Below are 21,838 nucleotides of genomic sequence, written 5' to 3'. Positions count from 1 at the left end.
AACTCGGCCCGGCAGCGCCTATGTTACACTGCGGCGCAGAATATGGGCAGGCTTAGAGCGCAGGAATCGATGACGTTACAACAGTGGTGTTTTTCTTTTAAGGGCCGCATCGGGCGGCGCGACTTCTGGATCTGGATGGGGCTGTGGTTGGTGCTGATGGCGGCGGCGTTTACGCTGGCCAATTATCAATTGATCGCCATCCAATCCATCGCCTTCTTTATCGTGGCGCTGCTGTGGCCGACGGCGGCGGTGCTGGTCAAACGTCTGCACGATCGCAACAAGGCCGGCTGGTGGGCGTTGCTGCTGATCCTGGCGTGGATGCTGGCGGCGGGCAACTGGCAAATGCTGGCGCCGATCTGGCAATGGGGCGTCGGGCGTTTCATCCCGACGCTGATTATCGTGATGATGACTATCGATCTGGGCGCCTTCGTCGGCACGCCGGGAGACAATCGGTTCGGCCCGGAAGCCGAACCGGTGAAGTTCCGCTGATCCTCGGGTTACCAGTAGTGCTCGCTGGTGATGTGGCCCGGTTTGCGGCGCAGGTGCTTGCGCATTTGGCGGTGGTCTTTCAGCGTTTGCTGGGTGTCCCGCACCATCTGCGGGTTGCCGCACAGCATCACGTGGCTGGTTTCGGCGTCGATGGTCAAGCCGATCGCCGCTTCCAGCCGGCCGTCCTCGATCAGCGCCGGCACGCGGCCGGTCAGTGAGCCGGGTGTTTCTTCACGGCTGACGACGGTCTGGATGCGCAGCTTGCCGTTGTAGCGTTGCTGCAGTTGCTGCATCAGCGGCAGGTAGCTCAGATCGCGCGCAAAACGCGCGGCGTGCACCAGCACCAGGTTGTTAAAGCGTTCCAGGCCGACGCCTTGCTGCAGAATCGATAGATAGGGGCCGATGGCGGTGCCGGTCGCCAGCATCCACAGCGTGTCGCAGTCGGGCACTTCATCCAGCACGAAGAAGCCGGCCGCTTCTTTGGTCACCATGACATCCGACCCTGGCCGCAGCTGATTGAGGCGCGGGCTCAGTTTGCCTTCCGGCACCGTCACCAGATAGAACTCCAGGTTGGCGTCATCGGGGGCATTGACGTAGGAGTAGGCGCGTTGCACTCGTTCGCCGTCGATCTCCAGCGCCAGTTTGGCGAATTGCCCGGCGGTGAAAGGATCGATGGGGGCATTGACCACCAGGCTGAACAGCCCGTCGGTCCATTGTTTTACCTGCGTAACCTTGCCGTTTACCCATTCAGCCATACTCTAAAGCTCCCGTGGTCGAATCAAATAAGCACAATGTCGTGAGCCGGAAATGGCGTGCGTGGTGCGCTCTATCCGATAGTCGTTGCCGAACAGGCGGTGAAACAGCTGCAGCTCGGAATTGCACAGGCTGCTGCAGTTGGAACCGGCCACGCCGATCGGACAGTGGTTTTCCACCAACAGCGCACCGTGCGGATGATCGAGCAATTCGGCCATGTAACCGTCATGTTGCCGCAGACGCACCAATCGGGCTAACCGCTCCTGGTGGCTGCGCTCGGCGGACAGCTCTTCGGCATAACGCAGATAAAGCTGCTCTTCGCGCGCGTTCAGCAGCGGTTCCACGCCGGCGCCGCCAAACAGCCGTAGCGCGGATGCCCGCAGCCGTTCCTGATCGGCGGCCGCAAAAGCGTGCCCTCGCTCTGTCAGCGACCAGTAGCGCGTCGGGCGGCCGACCTTGCTGCGCGCTTCTTCGTAACAAACCAACTCACGTTTTTCCAGGGATTGCAGATGTTGTCGGATGCCCATCGGCGTGATGTCCAGACGCTCCGCCAGCATTTTGGCCGAGTGCGGGCCGAGAGCCTTTAACTGCAATAAAATCAGCTCAGGTGTTTTCATGAACCAAATCCCTATGGTGTTATTTTATTTCAAGTTGATGAAAATAATTATCGATTAAATGCTAAAGCGCGGCTACTGCAAGGGCGCTATTTTTAACTCCAAAGCGTTAGACGTACAGTTTAATTTACGAGCCTGGTCGGGTTTGCTGCCAGTGTGACCTGGATCAATATCTGCCTGAAACTCGCTAAAAAAATCAGATTTGATTAGTTTATGCCGCCATAGAGGGCTGCTCGCCGTTCTGGCTGCTGCAACGGCCATACCGGGACGCTGTGACGAGTTGAAACGTTAACGAAGATAATGAGAAAACTAGAGAATTTTCACCTGCTGGTGATGCTTATCCTGTTGGTCGCCGTCGGCCAGATGGCGCAAACCATTTATGTTCCCGTTATTGCTGATATCGCCCACGATCTGTCGGTTCGCACCGGCGCCGTGCAACGGGTGATGGCGGCGTATCTGCTGACCTACGGTTTCTCCCAGCTGATTTACGGGCCGATATCGGATCGGATCGGGCGCCGCCCGGTGATCCTGACCGGCATGATGATCTTCCTGTTCGGTGCGCTGGGCGCACTGCTGTCCACCAACCTGACGATGCTGGTCGCCGCCAGCGCGATTCAGGGCATGGGCACCGGCGTGGCGGGCGTGATGGCGCGCACCATGCCGCGCGATCTGTATGCCGGCACCGCTCTGCGCTACGCCAACAGCCTGTTGAACATGGGGATTTTGGTCAGCCCGCTGCTGGCGCCGGTGATCGGCGGCGCGCTGGCGATGGTGTTCGGCTGGCGAGCCTGTTACGCCTTCCTGCTGGCGCTGTGCGCCTGCGTCGCCTTCGCGATGTTCCGCTGGCTGCCGGAAACCCGCCCGGTGCAAACGGAAAAACGTCGCATGCTGGCCAGTTTCCGCCAGCTGCTGGGTGACAGCACCTTCAGCTGCTATCTGGTGATGCTGATCGGCGCGCTGGCGGGGATTGCGGTATTCGAGGCCAGCTGCGGTGTGTTGATGGGCGGCGTGTTGGGGCTGAGTGGGCTGACCGTCAGCATCCTGTTCATTCTGCCGATCCCGGCGGCGTTTTTCGGCGCCTGGTACGCCGGGCGCGACGGCAAGACCTTCCACACGCTGATGTGGCATTCGGTGATTAGCTGCCTGCTGGCGGGGGCGATGATGTGGATCCCGGGCTGGTTCGGCGTGATGAACATCTGGACGCTGATCGTGCCGGCCGCGTTGTTCTTCTTCGGCGCCGGCATGCTGTTCCCGCTGGCGACCACCGGGGCGATGGAGCCGTTCCCTTACCTGGCCGGCGCGGCGGGCGCACTGGTGGGCGGGATGCAGAACATGGGGTCCGGTCTGGCGACCTGGCTGTCCGCCATGTTGCCGCAAACCGGGCAGTTCAGCCTCGGCTTGCTGATGTTCGCGATGGCGCTGCTGATCCTGCTGTGCTGGTGGCCGCTGTCCAATCGTATGCAGCATCAGGGGCATACCGCATAACGACAGGGCGCCATTCGGCGCCCTCATACCGTTGACAAAGGGGAGAAAAAGCGGGGTTTTTCTCCCCTTTGTGGTTATCAGCCGAAAATCAATAAATTGACTTTCCTTGTTTTTTATTCGCTGTTCTCTGCCAACACGGCAAGGGCATGAGGTTTGTCATCAATCATCAGGGCGCCATTCGGCGCCCTGTTTCGTTACAGCAGAAACTCGTGCAGCGCCGGGTCTTTGCGATCCAGATAGTGGGTCGAACGAATACGGCGGATGGTGCGCGACTTGCCGCGGATCAGCAACGTTTCGGTGGTGGCCATGTTGCCCTGGCGGCTGATGCCTTCCAGCAGATCGCCCTTGGTGATGCCGGTGGCGGAGAAGATCACGTTGTCGTTGCGCGCCATCTGATCCAGACGCAGCGCCTGACCGGCTTCGATACCCATCTCCCGGCAGCGGGCCAACTCCTGTTCGCCGATGCGGCGGTTTTCGGCGCTGTCGCCTTTCACCTCATGACGCGGCAGCAAACGCGCCTGCATGTCACCGTCCAGCGCGCGGATCACCGCGGCTGAGATCACCCCTTCCGGTGCGCCGCCGATGCCGTACATCACATCGACCTCGCTTTCCGGCATGCAGGTGAGAATGGAGGCCGCTACGTCGCCGTCAGGAATGGCGAATACTCGCACGCCCAACTGCTGCATCTGCGCGATGACGCCGTCGTGGCGCGGTTTGGCCAATACGATCACCGTCAGCTGCGACAGCGGTTTGCCCAGTCGTTCGGCGACGTTCTGCAGGTTCTCTGCCAATGGCCGGTTGAGATCGATGGCGCCGCGCGCCGCCGGGCCGACCACCAGCTTCTCCATGTACATGTCCGGCGCATGCAGGAAGGTGCCGCGATCGCCCACCGCCAATACCGCCAGCGCATTGGACTGGCCCATGGCGGTCATGCGGGTGCCTTCGATCGGATCGACCGCGATGTCGACCGCGTCGCCCTGGCCGGTACCGACCTGCTCGCCGATATACAACATCGGCGCTTCGTCGATCTCGCCTTCGCCGATCACGATGCGCCCATCGATATCCACTTTGTTGAGCATGATGCGCATGGCGTGGACCGCCGCGCCGTCGGCGGCGTTCTTGTCGCCGCGCCCCAGCCATTTGTAGCCCGCCAGCGCGGCGGCTTCGGTAACGCGGGAGAATTCGATGGCTAATTCACGTTTCATGGCAAACCTGTCTGTGAGAAAGGGAGGAAAATATCGACAAAGTCTATCACAGCGCGGTGGCGGCAGGGCGGGGCAAAAAAAAAGCGCCGCCCGCAGGCAGCGCTTGTTGGCGAAACGGCAGCTTCGGGATTACTCGTGATCTTCCCATGCCTGAGCGCGAGCCACCGCTTTTTTCCAGCCGCTGTAGCGGTAGTTGCGTTCGGTGGTTTCGATGCTTGGGCGGAATTCACGCTCAACCACCGCTTTGCTCTTCACTTCATCCAGATCGTTCCAGTAGCCGATGGCCAGACCCGCCAGGAACGCCGCGCCCAGCGCCGTCGATTCACGCACTTCAGGGCGTTCTACGCGGGTGCCGAGAATATCGGACTGGAACTGCATCAGGAAGTTGTTGGCGACCGCGCCGCCGTCCACGCGCAGCGATTGCAGGCGGGTGTTGGCGTCGGCCTGCATGGCGTCCAGCACGTCACGGGTCTGGAAGGCGATGGATTCCAGCGTGGCGCGGATGATGTGGTTGCTGTTGGCACCACGGGTCAGGCCGAAGATGGCGCCGCGAGCATACGGATCCCAGTAGGGCGCGCCCAGGCCGGTGAAGGCCGGCACCACATAGACGCCGTTGCTGTCTTTCACCTTGGTGGCGAAATATTCGGAGTCGGCGGCGTCGCTGATCAGTTTCAGCTCGTCGCGCAGCCACTGGATAGACGCACCGCCGATGAACACCGCGCCTTCCAGCGCATAGTTCACTTCGCCGCGCGGGCCGCAGGCGATGGTGGTCAGCAGACCGTTTTTCGAGCGCACCGCTTCTTTGCCGGTGTTCATCAGCAGGAAGCAGCCGGTGCCATAGGTGTTCTTCGCCATGCCCGGTTGAACGCACAGCTGGCCGTACAATGCCGCCTGCTGGTCACCGGCGATACCGGCGATAGGAATACGCGTGCCGCCCTTACCGCCGATGTTGGTCTGGCCGTACACTTCGGAGGACGGGCGGACTTTCGGCAGCATGGCGCGCGGGATATCCAGCACTTCCAGCATGCGCTCGTCCCAGTCCAGTTCGTGGATGTTGAACATCATGGTGCGTGAGGCGTTGGTGTAATCGGTGACGTGTACGCGCCCCTGGGTCATTTTCCACACCAGCCAGGTATCCACGGTGCCGAACAGCAGTTCGCCGCGCTTGGCGCGCTCGCGGGCGCCTTCGACGTTGTCCAGGATCCACTTCACCTTGGTGCCGGAGAAGTACGGGTCAACCACCAGGCCGGTGTTGTGACGGATGTACTCTTCCAGGCCGTCGCGCTTGAGCTTCTCGCAGATGTCGGCAGTGCGGCGGCACTGCCAAACGATGGCGTTGTAAATCGGCTTGCCGGTCTCTTTTTCCCAGACGATGGTGGTTTCGCGCTGGTTGGTGATGCCGATGCCGGCGATCTGATCGGAATTGATGTCGGCTTTCGCCAGCACTTCTACCAGCGTCGAACTTTGCGATGCCCAGATCTCCATCGGGTCGTGCTCAACCCAGCCGGCCTTTGGATAGATCTGCGGGAATTCGCGCTGCGATACTGCGACGATGTTGGCGTCGTGATCGAGTACGACGGCACGTGAGCTGGTGGTCCCTTGGTCGAGTGCGACAATGTATTTTTTTTCTACAGTCATGGTAATTATCCTGCTGTTGTTAACCGTGTAAAACTGCACCCATCACGCTTTACGCTGCTGGGTCTTGGCGTCGGGCTCTTCTTCCGTCACGCAGACGTCGCACGGCAGGTGGCGGCCAATCAGCGCGCGGTAACCGAAAGCGCCCAAGCCACAGCCGACGATAGGGGCGAAGATCGGCACCAGGAAGTACGGGATGTCGCGTGCGCCGGTGAAGGCGACTTTGCCCCAGCCGGCCAGGTAGGCGAACAGTTTCGGCCCGAAGTCACGCGCCGGGTTCAACGCAAAGCCGGTCAATGGTCCCATGGAGGCGCCGATCACGGCAATCAGAATACCGATCAGCAGCGGCGCCAGCGGGCCGCGCGGAATGCCGTTGCCGTCGTCGGTCAGCGCCAGGATCAGGCACATCAGGATTGCAGCGATCACCATTTCTACCAGAAAGGCCTGGCCGACCGAGATGTGCGCGTTAGGGTAAGTCGAGAAGATGCCTGCCAGTTCGAGGCTTTCGTTGCTGCCGCGCACCATGTGGTGGGCCGCTTCGAAGTCGAAGAACAGATTGTAGTACAGCCCGTAGACCAAGGCCGCGGCGCAGAAGGCGCCGGCGATCTGCGCAATGATGTAAGGCACCACTTTGCGCCCGTCGAAGCAGGCGAACAGCCACAGGGCGAGGGTGACCGCCGGGTTGAGATGCGCACCGGAAATGGCGGCGGTCAGATAGATGGCCATGGCGACGCCCAGGCCCCAAATGATGCTGATTTCCCACTGGCCGAAGCTGGCGCCCGCCAGTTTCAGCGCGGCAACGCAGCCTACGCCAAAGAAGATCAGCAGCGCCGTGCCGAGGAACTCGGCGATGCACTGGCCTTTTAATGTCGGACTGGTGGTTTGGCTCATAATGTTGGTGTCCTGCAAAACGGCGGTTGTTGGTTTATAGGCTCAGCCAGGTATACATCTGGCCTATGGGCACAGTTTTTTCATCTCGTCCAATTATTGAATGAGGACGTGATGTAAATTTATCGTTAACGAACATAAACGAGAAATAGCGAAATCAAAATGTGTGTGGCGCGTCATAAAATTGAGCGATTTCGCGTCGTTTAGTGTTCTTTCTGAGCCATAAAAGTGTGATCTGACCAGTGGTTTAGCGAGGGGCGTTAACAACTCGTGGCGGCGCCGACGGGGATTTTCAGTTTTTACTGATGGCGAGGGCAGGAAAATTGCAACAGACTGCGCGATGATCCGGTATGTTGCTAGACAGGCGGAGACTGGCTACTTACAATCGTTTTTAACGAATCGAGACCGGCGCGCCTTTCGTAATGGCGCGCGTCACTGAGCGCGATGCAATATTCGCAGTAGCTGCAGCCGACGTTGCGGCCGCTACTTATAGATGTACGCCTTGCTATCATGAGGGGACTGAAGCATGTCATTTGAAGTATTTGAGAAACTGGAAGCAAAAGTACAGCAGGCGATTGATACCATCACCCTGTTGCAGATGGAAATTGAAGAGCTGAAAGACAAAAACAACTCTCTGTCGCAGGAAGTTCAGGCTGCCTCCGGCAACCACGAAGCGTTGGTGCGCGAAAACCAACAGCTGAAAGAAGAACAGCACGTATGGCAAGATCGCCTGCGCGCGCTGCTGGGCAAAATGGAAGAGGTCTGATTCTCACGCCATGCAGCAACGAAAAGGGCGCCTGAGGCGCCCTTTTTCATGTCCGAAAATCACTCGATGTCGAGCGGGTCCTCGGAGAGGATGATGCCGGTGTTGTCGGCATACAGGTGGTCGCCGGAGAAGAAGGTGACGCCACCGAAGTTGACGCGGATATCGCTTTCGCCCACGCCTTCGCTCACGGCACCCGCCGGGATTGCCGCCATCGCCTGAATGCCGATGTCGAGCTCTTCCAGATCGTCCACCTGGCGCACCGCGCCGTACACCACGATGCCTTCCCATTCGTTCTGGGCGGCCAGGCGCGCCAGTTCGGCGTTGATCAGCGCCCGGCGTACCGAACCGCCGCCGTCGACCAACAGCACGCGGCCGCGGCCGTTTTCTTCAAGCAGATCGAACAACAGGCCGTTATCCTCAAAGCATTTCACCGTGGTGATCTGCCCGCCAAATGAAGTACGCCCGCCAAAATTGGAGAACAGAGGTTCAACAACGTTCACCTCTTCATGATAGATGTCGCAAAGTTCGGAAGTATCGTATTTCATAGGATTTTACGTCTGTTTGCCGCTGGAATGTTCAGTATATCCCTTTATTCGCCCTGTTGGCAAAATCATCAGTTTTTAACTGAGCGCCACGCCGATGGCGAACAGCAGATTGGCCAGCAACGCCGCCTTGACCATATGCTCCAGCATCGGCCGCATGCCTACCGGCGTCGGATCGCGCAGCACGCGCAGGCCGTGGCGCGCCAGCAGCGGGATCGCCAGCACGAACAGCCAACCCCACGAGCTGTGCAGGTTGAACAGCGTGAACAGCGCGAAACACAGCACTGCGCCGCCGAGCAGTAGGGCATGGTAAATGCGCGCCTTGTGCGGGCCGAGACGCACCGCCAGCGTATTCTTGCCGTTTTCGCGATCGCTTTCGATATCGCGCAGATTGTTGATGTTGAGCACCGCCGTCGCCAGCAGGCCGCAGGCGGTGGCGGGCAGCATCACGACGCTGTCGAAGGTGTGCGTCTGCAGATAGTAGGTACCGGCCACGCTCAGCCAGCCGAAGAACACCAGCACCGAGATATCGCCCAGCCCCAAATACCCGTAGGGCTTGTTGCCAACGGTATAGGTGATGGCCGCCACGATGGACAGCCCGCCCAGCACCAGGAAACCCACCACGTCGCTGGGTTGCTCGCAGGCGACGGCGATCAGCGAACAGCCGGCGATGGCGATCAGCACCACCGTCACCACCAGCGCCCGTTTCATCTGCGCCTGGGTGATCATGCCTTTCTGCATGCCGCGCAATGGCCCGATGCGATCTTCTTTGTCGCTGCCTTTGACCGCATCGCCGTAGTCGTTCGCCAGGTTGGAGAGGATCTGCAGCAGGCCGGCGGTCAACAGCGCCAGCAGCGCCACTTCTGGTTTCAGGCTGCCGTGCCAGGCGGCGATCGCCGAGCCGACCACGATGGAGGCAAAGGCCAACGGCAGGGTGCGGGGGCGTAGACTTTCGAGCCAGGCGGAAATCGGGGTGGTGGAGGTTGATGAGCTCATGTTTCGCTTCTGTCAGTAAGTTGCGGTGTCCGTTAGAAATAATTGTGGGAGGCAATGCCTCCCACACAGATGACTGACAAGACAATGATTGAGCGATTATAGGATAAAACGACTCAAATCTTCATCCGCCACCAGTTCATCCAGATGACTGCGCACGTAATCCGCATCAATTGTAATGGATTGGCCATTAATTTCACTCGCATCGTAGGAAATATCTTCCATCAGACGCTCCAGCACGGTGTGCAGACGACGCGCGCCGATGTTCTCGGTGCTTTCGTTGACCTGCCACGCGGCTTCGGCGATGCGGCGGATGCCGTCGGCGGTGAACTCGATGTTGACGCCTTCGGTGCCCATCAGCGCTTTGTACTGCTCGGTCAGCGACGCGCTCGGCTCGGTCAGGATGCGCTCGAAGTCTTCGGTGGTCAGCGCCTGCAGCTCAACGCGGATCGGCAGACGGCCCTGCAGTTCCGGGATCAGATCCGACGGATTGGCGGTCTGGAACGCGCCGGAAGCGATGAACAGGATGTGGTCGGTCTTCACCATGCCGTGCTTGGTGGACACGGTGCAGCCTTCCACCAGCGGCAGCAGATCGCGCTGCACGCCTTCACGCGAGACATCCGGACCGGAGCTTTGGCCGCCGCGCTTACAGATTTTGTCGATCTCATCGATAAACACGATGCCGTGCTGCTCAACCGCTTCGATCGCCTGCTCTTTCAGCTCTTCCGGGTTCACCAGCTTGGCGGCTTCTTCTTCCACCAGCAGCTTGAAGGCTTCTTTGATCTTCAGCTTGCGCGGTTTTTGCTTCTGGCCGCCGAGGTTCTGGAACATCGACTGCAGCTGGTTGGTCATCTCTTCCATGCCTGGAGGCGCCATGATTTCCACGCCCATCGGCACGGCGGCCAGATCGATTTCGATCTCTTTGTCATCCAGCTGGCCTTCGCGCAGTTTCTTGCGGAATGCCTGGCGGGCGGCGGACGGTTCCTGATTTTCTTCCGGCTGGCCCCAGTTGTTTTTGGCCGGCGGGATCAGCACGTCGAGAATGCGCTCTTCGGCCAACTCTTCGGCGCGGGTGCGGTTTTTCTCGATCGACTGCATGCGCACCATTTTGATGGCGGCATCTGTCAGATCGCGGATGATGGAGTCCACTTCTTTGCCCACATAGCCCACTTCGGTGAACTTGGTGGCTTCAACCTTGATGAACGGCGCGTTGGCCAGCTTCGCCAGACGGCGGGCGATTTCGGTTTTACCGACGCCGGTCGGGCCGATCATCAGAATGTTTTTCGGGGTCACTTCGTGACGCAGCATCTCGTTGAGCTGCATCCGGCGCCAGCGGTTGCGCAGGGCAATGGCGACAGCGCGTTTGGCCTTGTTTTGGCCAATGATATAGCTGTCCAGTTCGCTGACGATCTCGCGCGGGGTCATTTCAGACATGGTATTCGATCCTTACGCTTTGGAAGGCAATTCTTCAATGGTGTGGAAATGGTTGGTGTAAATACAGATGTCGCCGGCGATGTTGAGAGATTTCTCAACGATGTCGCGGGCGCTCAGTTCGGTATTTTCCAACATGGCGCGGGCGGCAGCCTGGGCGTACGGGCCGCCGGAGCCGATGGCGATCAGATCGTTTTCCGGCTGCACCACATCGCCGTTGCCGGTGATGATCAGCGAGGCGGTTTCATCGGCGACCGCCAGCAGCGCTTCGAGCTTGCGCAGCATGCGGTCGGTGCGCCAGTCTTTCGCCAGCTCGACGGCGGCTTTCACCAGGTGGCCCTGATGCATTTCCAGTTTGCGTTCAAACAGTTCAAACAGCGTGAAGGCGTCAGCGGTGCCACCGGCGAAACCGGCGATCACTTTGTCGTTATACAGGCGACGCACTTTCTTGACGTTACCCTTCATCACCGTATTACCCAGGGTTGCCTGGCCATCACCACCGATGACGACCTGGCCGTTGCGGCGTACGCTTACAATTGTTGTCACGAGCAGACCCTCGTTAAAGACGGAAAGAAGTCCCCGCAGCGCCTGCTTTCGCAGACGCTACGAGGCATATTGAGAGTATAGATGGGGGGGGATTGACGCTTTTCAACCCCCAACGGAGAGGGGAATGCAACTCGACATGCCGACGCCCTTCAGGCGCGAAAGGGTTTTGTCCGCTGCGGCGCGGCTGCTGTAGGGGCCGAGCACTACGCGATTCCAGCCGCCGCCGGCGGTGATGCGGCTCTCGATGCCTTCGAACGCCAGGCGCGCCCGCACGGATTCAGCCTGATCGGTGGCGCGGAACGAACCGCATTGCACCATCCACTTCTGTTTCGATTCCGGCTTGGTTTCCTGCTTGGCTGTTTCCTGTTTCACTTCCGGTTTGGGCTCCGGCTTCGGTTGCGGCTTCGGCTCAGGCTGTTTCACCTGCACCGGTTGCTGGGTGGCCGGCTTCGGCTGCTGGTGCTGCTGCTGCTGCTGCACCGGCGCGGTGGTGGCCCCGTTGTTGAACGGGTTGCGCGGCGGCTGAGCGACCTGCTGCTGTTGCTGTACCGGCTGCTGCTGCATTTGCTGTTGTTGCATCTGCTGCTGGCGGTTGCTGCGCGCGTTGGCCTGGCCCGGATCGTTATACGGCACTTCATTCAGCTGCGTCGGACGCTGCTGCATGTCGGCCTGCATTTGTTCCAGCAACTGCCGCTGTTCGGCGGTCAGCTGAGTTTTGGAATTGAGCTCGCCGCCGGCCGTCGGTTCGGTCGGGGTTTGCACGCCGATCTGCCGGTTTTCCAGCTCTTTGATATAGCGCCAGCGCTCTTCCGGCTTCGGCGGCAGGCCGTTGCCCGGGCGAGTGGTGTGCGCAGGCAACAACGGCGCGTCTTCCGGCTTGTTGTGCGTAATGAAATAGAGGCCACCGACAAAGACAACCAGCAACGCGGCGGCTAACGCCAGCACGGTTTTGGAAACCTTCGGAGAACTGCGTTTTTTACGGCTGGGGGTTTTACGCTTAGCTCCTGCTGCGCGCCCACGGCTTACATAGTCTTTTTGTGCCACTATTATTCCGCTGTGTCCTGATGAGAGGATAAGTCCGTCATGTTACTGAACCCTAAAATATTTGACTAGCGTTTCGGGGCAGCGGTGCTGCCTCTGATAATCAATTCACTGTCCAATAGCCGGGAGCCGCTGGCCACCGTTTGGCCGTTCAACTGCTCCAGCAGCAGCAACATCGCCTGCTGGCCGATCTGGAAGCGCGGCTGCGCCACCGTGGTCAGCGGCGGATCGCAATACTGCGCCAGCTTGAGGTCGTCAAAGCCGACGATCGACAGATCCTGCGGTACCCGCAGCCCCATTTTCTTCGCCTGGGACAGCACGCCGATCGCCATGACGTCGCTGTGGCAGAACACCGCCGTCGGCGGTTTCGGCTGAGCCATCAGCGCCGTCAGCGCTTGCGCGCCGGCTTCGTAGGTAAAATCACCCCGGGTAATATAGCTGCTTTCGACGGTAATGCCATTACGACGTAGCGCTTGAACGTAACCCTGCAGCCGATAATGGCTCAGCGGCATCTGTTCCGGCCCGGCGACGCAGGCGATCTGCCGGTGGCCCAATTGATGCAAATAATGCACGGCTTCAAAGGCGGCGGTCAGGTTATCGATGTGCACCGTCGGCAGTTCCAGCTCAGGGGCAAACTCGTTGGCCATCACCATCGGCGGCAGGTTGCGCTGCTCTTCCTTGCTGGCGTCGAACGGCAGGTTGGAGCCCAGCAGCAGCATACCGTCGATCTGTTTGGTGATGATCAGATTGACGAAGGTGCGCTCTTGCTGATTTTGCTGCGCGCAGTCGCCGATCAGCACCAGATAACCTTGTTGGGCCGCGGTCTGTTCGATCCCCTGGATCACATCGGCGAAAAACGGATCGCAGATGTCGGGCACGATCACCAGGATGGTGCGGGATTCGTTGCGTTTGATATTGCGTGACAGAGCATGAGGAGAATAACCCACGGCCAGCACGGCCTGTTCCACTTTCTGGCGCGTTGGCGTTGACACCTTTTCCGGGTTCATCAGCGCACGCGATACGGTAGCCGTTGAAACGCCCGCCATTTCGGCGACGTCTTTCATGGTCGCCATGGATAACTCTTTCTTGTGTTCCAACGCCTTTCTCCTTGCGTCAGCCCCATGCCGACGCCACTACTGCTGTTTGCTCACAATGTCCGGCATGCGGTGGCGAGATTGTTGTCATTGAGCGCCACTCGCGTTCGGGCACTCCGTCGCGCTGCGATGTGGCGACAAAATTTGCCCTCGCAGACATTCTAAACAGAATACGCCCCGCCTTTGTTACCTAATTTGCATAAAAAATGTGACCTGAGAAGGTTTTTTAGCGTTCGCTCGCAATTTCAAGGGTAAACGTTTGCACTGCGGCAGCTAAATCGGACTTTTCCGGGATCAGCTGTCGATCGGATCGACATCCAGCGTCCATTTCACCTTGCGCGTTTGCGGCAGGGTGCCGATCAGCGGCAGCGAGCTTTTCATCAGCTGTTGCAGGACGCGCCGCGTCGGGTGCTGCAGCAGCAGCTGCCAGCGGAAACGGCCGCCGCGTTTGGACTGCAGCGCCGGCACCGGGCCCATCACCCACAGCGAATCGTCCTTAAGCGGGCTGGCTTCCAACAGATTGCGCAGCTGCTGCAGGAACAACGGGGCCTGTTGGTTATCGTGATCTTCGGCGCGCACGATGATGTGGCTGGTGTAGGGCGGCAGAAACACGCTGTTGCGCTCCGCCAGCGTCTGTTTGGCGAAGGCGTCGTAACCCTGTTGCAGCAGCACCTGCAGCAGCGGGTGCTCCGGGTGGTGGGTTTGCAGCAGCACTTCACCCTGTTTGCCCGCGCGGCCCGCCCGGCCGGAGACCTGGGTATACAGCTGAGCGAAACGCTCGGCGGAGCGGAAGTCGGCGGAGAACAACGCGCCGTCCACGTCCAGCAACGCCACCAGCGTGACGTCGGGAAAGTGGTGGCCCTTGGCCAGCATCTGCGTGCCGATCAGAATGCGCGCTTCGCCGCGATGAATATCCGCCAGGTGTTGCTCCAGCGCCCCTTTGCGGCTGGTGGTGTCGCGATCGATGCGGGTGATCGGCGTGTCGGGGAACAGCGGCGCCAGCTCCTGTTCCAGCTGTTCGGTGCCGACGCCCACCGACACCAGGTGGGTGGAGCCGCACTGCGGGCACTGGTGCGGCACCGGTCGCTGGCTGTCGCAGTGGTGGCAGCGCAGCTGGCGCTGATGCTGGTGGAAGGTGTAGTAGTGATCGCAGCGCTGGCATTCGGCGATCCAACCGCACTCGTGGCACAGCAGCGCCGGGGCGTAACCGCGGCGGTTGAGGAACAGCATCACCTGGTTGCCGGCTTTTAAATGGTGTTGCATGCTCTTCAACAGCGGCTGTGACAGGCCGACCTTCAGCGGCAACCCTTTCAGATCGATCAGGTGCTGCGCCGCCGGTTTGGCGTTGCCCGCGCGTTGGGTGAGCTTCAACTGGCGATATTTGCCCAGCTGCACGTTGTGCAGCGTTTCCAGTGCCGGCGTGGCGGAGCCCATCACCATCGGGATGTCCTCTTCCCGGGCGCGAAACACCGCCAGATCGCGGGCATGGTAGCGCCAGCCTTCCTGCTGTTTATAAGAGCTGTCGTGCTCTTCGTCGATGATGATTACGCCCAGTTGCCGGAACGGCGTGAACAGCGCCGAGCGGGTGCCGATGACGATCGCGGCTTCGCCGCTGCGCGCGCGCAGCCAAACCGCCAGCCGTTCGCTGTCGTTCAGCCCGGAGTGCAGCACGTCCACCGGCGCGTTGAAGCGCTCGCGAAAGCGGGCGATGGTTTGCGGCGTCAGGCCGATTTCCGGCACCAGCACCAGCGCCTGCCGGCCTTTGGCCAACACGTTCTCCAGCACGCTGAGATACACCTCGGTCTTGCCGGAGCCGGTGACCCCGGCCAGCAGCCAGGCGGCGAACTGCTCATCCTCGCTTCTGATCGCCCCGACGGCGGTGGCCTGTTCGGTATTCAGCCGCAGCCGCTCGCCAAGCACCGCGAAATTGGGGCGCCAGTCCTGCGTGGCCGCGACCTGAGCGCGCAGGTCGATCAGCCCTTTGGCGCGCAGCGCCTGTAGAGCGCTTTCCGTCAGCTCAAGCTGGCTGACCTGATGGCGATAGACCGGGCGTTGCAACAGCGCCGCCAGCGCCTGCTGCTGTTTCGGCGCGCGTTTCAGGCTTTCGGGCGGCGTGGCGCGCCCCTCTTCGGTGGCGAACCACTGCCACAGCGGCGCGGCCTCGGCCGGTTTGCCTTGGCGCAGCAGGATCGGCAGCGCGTGGAACAGCACTTCACCGATGGGATAGTGATAGTAATCGCTGGCCCAGCGCAGGATGCGCCACAGGCTGGGAGAGAACAGCGACTCGGTGTCGATCACGCTGTCGATCGGTTTGAGCTTGTCCAGCGGCAGTTCGCTGGTGTCGCTGCAGCCGGTGACGATGCCGATTGCATGCTGCCTGCCCCAGGGCACGCCCACGCGCGCGCCGGCCACCGGCTGCATGCCGGGCGGCAGCAGATAGTCGAAGGTGCGGGCGAGGGGGACCGGCAAAGCAACGTGTACGACGGGCATGATCTCATCCAAATTGAAAAAAAGTGGGCATCAGTTTACACGGCGCATCGGCAAATGTACGGTTCCGATTGCGCGCCCCGACTAATGCTGTATAATTTGCCGCCTTTGGTATAATTCGATACCAAAATTCTATTATCAACCACGTGTGGTGTCTGGCGAAACAGGGCTGGATAGCGACACGGCCTTAACTGAGGTTTCCCATGAAACAAGGTATCCACCCAAAATACGAAGAAGTTACTGCTAACTGCTCTTGCGGTAACGTGATGAAGATCCGCTCCACCGTGGGCCACGATCTGAACCTGGACGTTTGTGGCGCATGCCACCCGTTCTACACTGGCAAGCAGCGTGACGTTGCTACCGGTGGCCGCGTTGACCGCTTCAACAAGCGTTTCAGCGTACCAGGCGCTAAGAAATAAGATTTCTTATCGACCGATGAAAAAGGCGCCCTGGGCGCCTTTTTTCTTTTCTGCCGCCGGCGTTCGCCGGGCGGTTCTCAATATTCCCAGGTATCGGGATCGACACCCAGTTCGCGCATCAACGCTTTTGCGGCTTCCGGGATTTCATCGCTGCGCTCTTTGCGCAGGTCTTCATCGTTCGGCAGCGGCTGGCCGGTAAAGGCATGCAGAAACGCTTCGCACAGCAGTTCGCTGTTGGTGGCGTGGCGCAGGTTGTTCACCTGGCGACGGGTCCGTTCGTCGGTAAGGATTTTCAGGACCTTCAGCGGAATGGATACCGTGATCTTTTTGACTTGCTCGCTTTTTTTACCGTGTTCAGCGTAAGGGCTGACATACTCGCCGTTCCACTCAGCCATGGGACACCTTAACTTTGTCAGAAAAATTACAAAATTCTAAAAACCGGCCAATTATGCCCGATCTTCACTGTTCTCACTAAATAAATGTCAATTTTACGCGACCAGGGTCACTGAATGCCCCGCTTCGGCCAGGCATTGCCGCTTAACATCTTATCGTCATGTCATATCGGCATAATTTTAGCGGGTATTGTGTCATTGCTCAATCTATACGCAAAGAAGTTTAGATGTCCAGATGTATTGACGTCTATCAATCCTGCGATTACTCTTTAGGCCTCATCCACCGAACCGAGAGCCGAGCGAGCCCATGACGCGTAAACCAGCCACGATTGCCGTACGCAGCGGCCTGAACGACGACGAACAGTACGGCTGCGTTGTCCCGCCGATTCATTTGTCCAGCACCTATAACTTTACCGACTTCAACCAACCCCGAGCCCATGACTACTCGCGCCGCGGCAACCCGACGCGCGACGTAGTGCAGCGCGCGTTGGCGGAGCTGGAAGGCGGCGCCGGCGCGGTGATGACCGGTAGCGGGATGTCGGCGATCCATCTGGTGACCACCGTGTTGTTGAAGCCCGGCGATCTGCTGGTGGCGCCGCACGACTGCTACGGCGGCAGCTATCGGCTGTTCGACAGCCTGAGCAAGCGCGGCGCCTATCGCGTGCTGTTCGTCGATCAGGGTAATGAAGAAGCCCTGCAGCAGGCGCTGGCGCAGAAGCCGAAGCTGGTGCTGATAGAAAGCCCCAGCAATCCGCTGCTGCGGGTGGTGGACATCGCGGCGATCTGCGCTGCCGCGCATGCGGCGGGCGCGTTGACGGTGGTGGACAACACCTTCCTCAGCCCGGCCCTGCAACAGCCGATCGAACTCGGTGCCGATCTGGTGGTCCATTCTTGCACCAAATACCTGAACGGGCATTCGGACGTGGTGGCCGGGGCGGTGATTGCCAAAGATCCCGAGCTGGCGGTCGAGTTGGCCTGGTGGGCAAACAACATTGGCGTGACCGGCGGCGCGTTCGACAGTTATCTGCTGCTGCGCGGCATGCGCACGCTGTCGCCGCGCATCAAGGCGGCGCAACAAAACGCTGAAGCGATTGTTGACTATTTACAGCAGCAACCGCTGGTGAAAAAGCTGTATCATCCCTCCCTGCCGGAGAATCCGGGGCATGAGATCGCCCGCCGTCAGCAGCGCGGTTTCGGCGCGATGCTGAGTTTTGAACTGGACGGCGATGAAGCGGTGCTGCGCCGTTTTCTCTCTGCCCTTGAGCTGTTTACTCTGGCAGAATCGTTGGGCGGCGTAGAAAGCCTGATCTCGCATGCAGCGACCATGACTCACGCCGGCATGGCGGCGGAGGCGCGGGCAGCGGCCGGCATCTCCGAGAGCCTGCTGCGCATTTCCGTGGGTATTGAAGACAGTGAAGATTTGATTGCCGATCTGGAACGCGCTTTCCAGGCGGCGGCAACGAGGTAAGCATGAATGCAATTGCTGTAGCAGGGCCGGTGAGCGGGCGTCAACTGCACAAGTTTGGCGGCAGCAGTCTGGCGGATGTGAAGTGTTATCTGCGTGTGGCCGGGATTATGGCGGAATACAGCCAGCCGGGCGACATGATGGTGGTATCGGCCGCCGGCAGTACCACCAACCAGTTGATCAACTGGCTGAAGCTCAGCCAGAGCGATCGCCTGTCTGCGCATCAGGTGCAGCAGACGTTGCGTCGCTATCACAGCGATCTTATCAGCGGCCTGTTGCCGCCGGAAAGCGCCGAGCCGCTGATCGCCGAGTTCATTCAGGATCTGGAACGTCTGGCGGCGCTGCTGGACGGCAACGTCGACGAGGTATGCTATGCCGAAGTGGTCGGGCACGGCGAGATCTGGTCGGCGCGCCTGATGGCGGCGGTGCTTAATCAGCTGGATATGCAGGCGGCCTGGCTGGACGCGCGTGATTTCCTGCGCGCTGAGCGCGCCGCGCAGCCGCAGGTGGATGAAGGCCGTTCTTACCCGCTGCTGCAGCAATTGATGGCTCAACATCCGGGCAAACGCCTGGTGGTGACCGGGTTCATTTCGCGCAACGACGCCGGGGAAACCGTGCTGTTGGGGCGTAACGGCAGCGACTACTCCGCCACTCAGGTCGGCGCGTTGGCCGGCGCCGCGCGCGTCACCATCTGGAGCGACGTGGCCGGGGTATACAGCGCCGATCCGCGCAAGGTGAAAGACGCCTGCCTGCTGCCGCTGCTGCGTCTGGACGAAGCCAGCGAGCTGGCGCGCCTGGCGGCGCCGGTATTGCACACCCGCACCCTGCAGCCGGTCTCCGGCAGCGATATCGATCTTCAGCTGCGCTGCAGCTATCAGCCGGAGCAGGGCTCGACGCGCATCGAGCGCGTATTGGCGTCCGGCACCGGCGCCAAGATTGTCACCAGCCACGACGATGTGTGCCTGATTGAACTGCACGTTGCCGCTCAGCATGACTTCAAACTGGCGCAGAAAGAGTTGGATCTGGTGCTCAAGCGCGCGCAGATCAAACCGCTGGCGGTGGGCATCCACCCTGACCGCAACCTGGTGCAGCTGTGCTACACCTCCGAGGTGGTCAACAGCGCGCTGGTGACGCTGCAGGCCGCGGCGCTGCCAGGCGAGCTGCGCCTGCGTGAAGGGTTGGCGCTGGTGGCGATGGTCGGCGCCGGGGTGTGCAAGAACCCGCTGCACAGCCACCGTTTCTATCAGCAGTTGAAAGATCAGCCGGTCGAGTTCATCTGGCAGGCGGAAGATGGCATCAGCCTGGTGGCGGTATTGCGCCAGGGGCCGACCGCGCTGCTGATCCAGGGGCTGCACCAAAGCCTGTTCCGCGCCGAGAAGCGCATCGGTCTGGTGCTGTTCGGCAAGGGCAATATCGGCTCGCGCTGGCTGGAGCTGTTCGCCCGTGAGCAGACCAATATCTCCGCGCGCAGCGGCTTCGAATTTATCCTGGCGGGGGTGGTGGACAGCCGCCGCAGCCTGCTGAACTATGACGGGCTGGACGCCAGCCGCGCGCTGGCATTCTTTGAGGACGAAGCGCAGGAGCTGGATGAAGAATCGCTGTTCCTGTGGATGCGCGCGCACCCGTTCGACGATCTGGTGGTGCTTGACGTGACCGCCAGCGAAGAGCTGGCCGGGCAGTATCTGGATTTCGCCAGCTACGGTTTCCACGTGATCAGCGCCAACAAGTTGGCGGGGGCCTCGTGCAGCGACAGCTATCGCCAAATTCGCGACGCCTTCGCCAAAACCGGCCGCCACTGGCTGTATAACGCCACCGTCGGTGCCGGCCTGCCGGTCAACCACACGGTGCGCGATCTGCGCGACAGCGGCGACAGCATTCTGGCGATCAGCGGCATCTTCTCCGGCACGCTCTCCTGGCTGTTCCTGCAGTATGACGGCACGGTGCCGTTCACCGAGCTGGTGGATCAGGCCTGGCAGCAGGGGCTGACCGAACCGGATCCGCGGGTCGATCTCTCCGGCCAGGACGTGATGCGCAAGCTGGTGATCCTGGCGCGCGAAGCGGGCTACGACATCGAACCGAACCAGGTGCGGGTCGAGTCGCTGGTGCCGGCGGGCTGCGAGCTGGGCTCTGTCGATCAGTTCTTCGAGAACGGTGAGGCGCTGAACCAGCAGATGCAGCAGCGCTTTGAGGCCGCCAGCGAAATGGGCCTGGTGCTGCGCCACGTGGCGCGTTTCGACGCCAACGGCAAGGCGCGGGTCGGCGTGGAGGCGGTGCGCCCTGAGCATCCTCTGGCCTCGCTGCTGCCGTGCGACAACGTGTTCGCCATCGAAAGCCGCTGGTATCGCGATAATCCGCTGGTGATCCGCGGGCCGGGCGCCGGCCGCGACGTCACCGCCGGCGCGATCCAGTCAGACCTTAACCGATTGGCGCAGCTGCTTTAATCCTCTGCGGGCGCGGGTTCACCGCGCCCCTTGGCTTTTCCTGCCATACTTATCTTTGTCGCGATCATGAAATTCCCTCGTTGAGCGGGTGAGGATTAATCATCTTATTCCCCTCATTTTCCTGTTGACTCTTTAGCCAACATGCGGCATTTTCTATCTAGACGTCTAAACGTATAGACGCTCATCAAGATGAAATAAAAACAGTGATCGATAAGAGGTGAGCAGGGTATGAGTTTTTTCCACGCAAACCAGCGGGAAGCGCTGAATCAGAGTCTGGCGGAGTTGAACGGCCAGATTAACGTATCATTCGAGTTCTTCCCGCCACGCACCAGCGAGATGGAAGAGACCCTGTGGCAGTCGATCGATCGTCTGAGCATCCTCAAGCCTAAATTCGTTTCCGTCACCTACGGCGCCAACTCCGGCGAGCGCGATCGCACCCACAGCATCATCAAAGGGATCAAGGAACGCACCGGCCTGGAGGCGGCGCCGCACCTGACCTGCATCGATGCCAGCCCGGCGCAGCTGCGCGACATCGCGACCGATTACTGGAACAGCGGCATCCGCCATATCGTGGCGCTGCGCGGCGATCTGCCGCCGGGCGGCGGCAAGCCGGACATGTACGCGACCGATCTGGTGGCGCTGCTGAAAGACGTGGGCGACTTCGACATTTCCGTCGCCGCCTACCCGGAAGTGCACCCGGAGGCGAAGAGCGCCCAGGCCGATTTGATTAACCTGAAACGCAAGATCGACGCCGGCGCCAGTCGCGCGATTACCCAGTTCTTCTTCGACGTTGAGAGCTACCTGCGCTTTCGCGACCGCTGCGTCGCCGCCGGTATCGACGTGGAAATCGTGCCGGGCATTTTGCCGGTGTCCAACTTCAAGCAGCTGCAGCGCTTCGCCACCATGACCAACGTGCGGGTGCCGAGCTGGATGACCAGCATGTTCGAAGGGCTGGACGACGATGCGGAGACCCGCAAAATGGTCGGCGCCAACATCGCCATGGACATGGTGAAGATCCTCAGCCGCGAAGGGGTGAAAGATTTCCACTTCTATACCCTGAACCGCGCCGAGATGAGCTACGCCATCTGCCACACGCTGGGCGTGCGCCCGGTGGCCGCCGCCTGACGGGCTTGCTCCATTGAAAAGGGCGTC

General features: G+C 60.4%; 20 protein-coding genes. 7 read left to right on the top strand and 13 right to left on the bottom strand.

The features are described 5' to 3' along the window. Nucleotides 1–69 precede the first annotated feature (69 nt). Nucleotides 70–489: a DUF805 domain-containing protein gene (locus tag WFM45_RS23325; protein ID WP_004931108.1), complete on the top strand. Its 420-nt coding sequence runs from the start codon at nt 70–72 to the stop codon at nt 487–489. Between the two features lie 8 nt (nt 490–497). On the opposite strand, the gene fpr is transcribed toward WFM45_RS23325, so the two are convergent. After that, nucleotides 498–1,244 (bottom strand): ferredoxin--NADP(+) reductase, encoded by a 747-nt coding sequence (gene fpr / locus WFM45_RS23320; RefSeq protein WP_004931107.1) that lies wholly within the window; start codon nt 1,242–1,244, stop codon nt 498–500. Between the two features lie 3 nt (nt 1,245–1,247). Beyond that, nucleotides 1,248–1,859 carry a helix-turn-helix transcriptional regulator gene (locus WFM45_RS23315; protein WP_131165392.1) on the bottom strand — a complete coding sequence of 204 codons (612 nt, stop codon included), beginning with the start codon at nt 1,857–1,859 and terminating at the stop codon, nt 1,248–1,250. A 297-nt stretch (nt 1,860–2,156) separates the two neighbouring features. Between WFM45_RS23315 and emrD the strand changes: the two genes are divergently transcribed. Next, complete coding sequence (gene emrD / locus WFM45_RS23310) at nt 2,157–3,341, top strand: multidrug efflux MFS transporter EmrD (RefSeq protein ID WP_166445494.1); 1,185 nt, start codon at nt 2,157–2,159, stop codon at nt 3,339–3,341. 194 nt (nt 3,342–3,535) lie between these two features. Here emrD and glpX read toward each other — a convergent pair whose 3' ends face one another. The 3 genes from glpX to WFM45_RS23295 all read right to left on the bottom strand — a co-directional run bounded on the left by glpX (nt 3,536) and on the right by WFM45_RS23295 (nt 7,072). After that, nucleotides 3,536–4,546: a class II fructose-bisphosphatase gene (gene glpX, locus WFM45_RS23305; RefSeq protein WP_016929713.1), complete on the bottom strand. Its 1,011-nt coding sequence runs from the start codon at nt 4,544–4,546 to the stop codon at nt 3,536–3,538. A gap of 129 nt (nt 4,547–4,675) precedes the next feature. Then, on the bottom strand, nt 4,676–6,184 hold the full coding sequence (glpK, locus tag WFM45_RS23300) for a glycerol kinase GlpK (RefSeq protein WP_004931097.1): 1,509 nt from the start codon (nt 6,182–6,184) through the stop codon (nt 4,676–4,678). A 42-nt stretch (nt 6,185–6,226) separates the two neighbouring features. Further along, nucleotides 6,227–7,072, bottom strand: a complete 846-nt coding sequence (locus tag WFM45_RS23295; protein ID WP_004931095.1) for an MIP/aquaporin family protein — start codon at nt 7,070–7,072, stop codon at nt 6,227–6,229. 523 nt (nt 7,073–7,595) lie between these two features. On the opposite strand from WFM45_RS23295, the gene zapB reads away from it, so the two are divergent. Then, nucleotides 7,596–7,835, top strand: a complete 240-nt coding sequence (gene zapB, locus WFM45_RS23290) for a septal ring assembly protein ZapB (protein WP_004931092.1) — start codon at nt 7,596–7,598, stop codon at nt 7,833–7,835. Nucleotides 7,836–7,894: 59 nt separating this feature from the next. Here zapB and rraA read toward each other — a convergent pair whose 3' ends face one another. The 7 genes from rraA to priA all read right to left on the bottom strand — a co-directional run bounded on the left by rraA (nt 7,895) and on the right by priA (nt 15,972). Next, entirely contained in the window at nt 7,895–8,380 is a 486-nt protein-coding gene (gene rraA, locus WFM45_RS23285; protein ID WP_004931090.1) for a ribonuclease E activity regulator RraA, read from the bottom strand. Nucleotides 8,381–8,455: 75 nt separating this feature from the next. After that, the gene (locus WFM45_RS23280) at nt 8,456–9,373 is read right to left on the bottom strand and encodes a 1,4-dihydroxy-2-naphthoate polyprenyltransferase (RefSeq protein WP_336957407.1); all 918 of its coding nucleotides are present in this window, start codon (nt 9,371–9,373) and stop codon (nt 8,456–8,458) included. 96 nt (nt 9,374–9,469) lie between these two features. Then, nucleotides 9,470–10,804, bottom strand: a complete 1,335-nt coding sequence (gene hslU, locus WFM45_RS23275) for an HslU--HslV peptidase ATPase subunit (RefSeq protein WP_033631324.1) — start codon at nt 10,802–10,804, stop codon at nt 9,470–9,472. Nucleotides 10,805–10,816: 12 nt separating this feature from the next. After that, nucleotides 10,817–11,347: an ATP-dependent protease subunit HslV gene (gene hslV, locus WFM45_RS23270; RefSeq protein WP_004931085.1), complete on the bottom strand. Its 531-nt coding sequence runs from the start codon at nt 11,345–11,347 to the stop codon at nt 10,817–10,819. Nucleotides 11,348–11,449: 102 nt separating this feature from the next. Next, the gene (gene ftsN, locus WFM45_RS23265; RefSeq protein WP_085337673.1) at nt 11,450–12,391 is read right to left on the bottom strand and encodes a cell division protein FtsN; all 942 of its coding nucleotides are present in this window, start codon (nt 12,389–12,391) and stop codon (nt 11,450–11,452) included. A 65-nt stretch (nt 12,392–12,456) separates the two neighbouring features. After that, nucleotides 12,457–13,485 (bottom strand): DNA-binding transcriptional regulator CytR, encoded by a 1,029-nt coding sequence (gene cytR / locus WFM45_RS23260; protein ID WP_004931082.1) that lies wholly within the window; start codon nt 13,483–13,485, stop codon nt 12,457–12,459. A gap of 291 nt (nt 13,486–13,776) precedes the next feature. Then, a complete protein-coding gene (gene priA / locus WFM45_RS23255) occupies nt 13,777–15,972 on the bottom strand; it encodes a primosomal protein N' (RefSeq protein ID WP_004931080.1) in 2,196 nt (731 codons plus the stop codon). Nucleotides 15,973–16,172: 200 nt separating this feature from the next. Here priA and rpmE point away from each other — a divergent pair, with 200 nt between their 5' ends. Next, nucleotides 16,173–16,388 carry a 50S ribosomal protein L31 gene (gene rpmE / locus WFM45_RS23250; protein WP_004931078.1) on the top strand — a complete coding sequence of 72 codons (216 nt, stop codon included), beginning with the start codon at nt 16,173–16,175 and terminating at the stop codon, nt 16,386–16,388. Nucleotides 16,389–16,465: 77 nt separating this feature from the next. Here rpmE and metJ read toward each other — a convergent pair whose 3' ends face one another. After that, nucleotides 16,466–16,783 (bottom strand): met regulon transcriptional regulator MetJ, encoded by a 318-nt coding sequence (gene metJ, locus WFM45_RS23245; RefSeq protein WP_004931076.1) that lies wholly within the window; start codon nt 16,781–16,783, stop codon nt 16,466–16,468. Nucleotides 16,784–17,087: 304 nt separating this feature from the next. Here metJ and metB point away from each other — a divergent pair, with 304 nt between their 5' ends. The 3 genes from metB (at nt 17,088) to metF (ending at nt 21,811) form a co-directional block, all read left to right on the top strand. After that, entirely contained in the window at nt 17,088–18,248 is a 1,161-nt protein-coding gene (gene metB / locus WFM45_RS23240) for a cystathionine gamma-synthase (protein WP_015379413.1), read from the top strand. A 2-nt stretch (nt 18,249–18,250) separates the two neighbouring features. Then, the gene (locus tag WFM45_RS23235) at nt 18,251–20,686 is read left to right on the top strand and encodes a bifunctional aspartate kinase/homoserine dehydrogenase II (protein ID WP_033631321.1); all 2,436 of its coding nucleotides are present in this window, start codon (nt 18,251–18,253) and stop codon (nt 20,684–20,686) included. 228 nt (nt 20,687–20,914) lie between these two features. Further along, nucleotides 20,915–21,811: a methylenetetrahydrofolate reductase gene (metF, locus tag WFM45_RS23230; RefSeq protein ID WP_004931071.1), complete on the top strand. Its 897-nt coding sequence runs from the start codon at nt 20,915–20,917 to the stop codon at nt 21,809–21,811. Nucleotides 21,812–21,838 lie beyond the last annotated feature (27 nt).

Origin of the sequence: Serratia sp. KG1D, from assembly GCF_037150675.1 — a bacterium.
Lineage (GTDB): Bacteria > Pseudomonadota > Gammaproteobacteria > Enterobacterales > Enterobacteriaceae > Serratia > Serratia nematodiphila.
The sequence above is the reverse complement of the archived record's forward strand: the minus strand, read 5'-3'. Positions and strand labels throughout refer to the sequence as shown.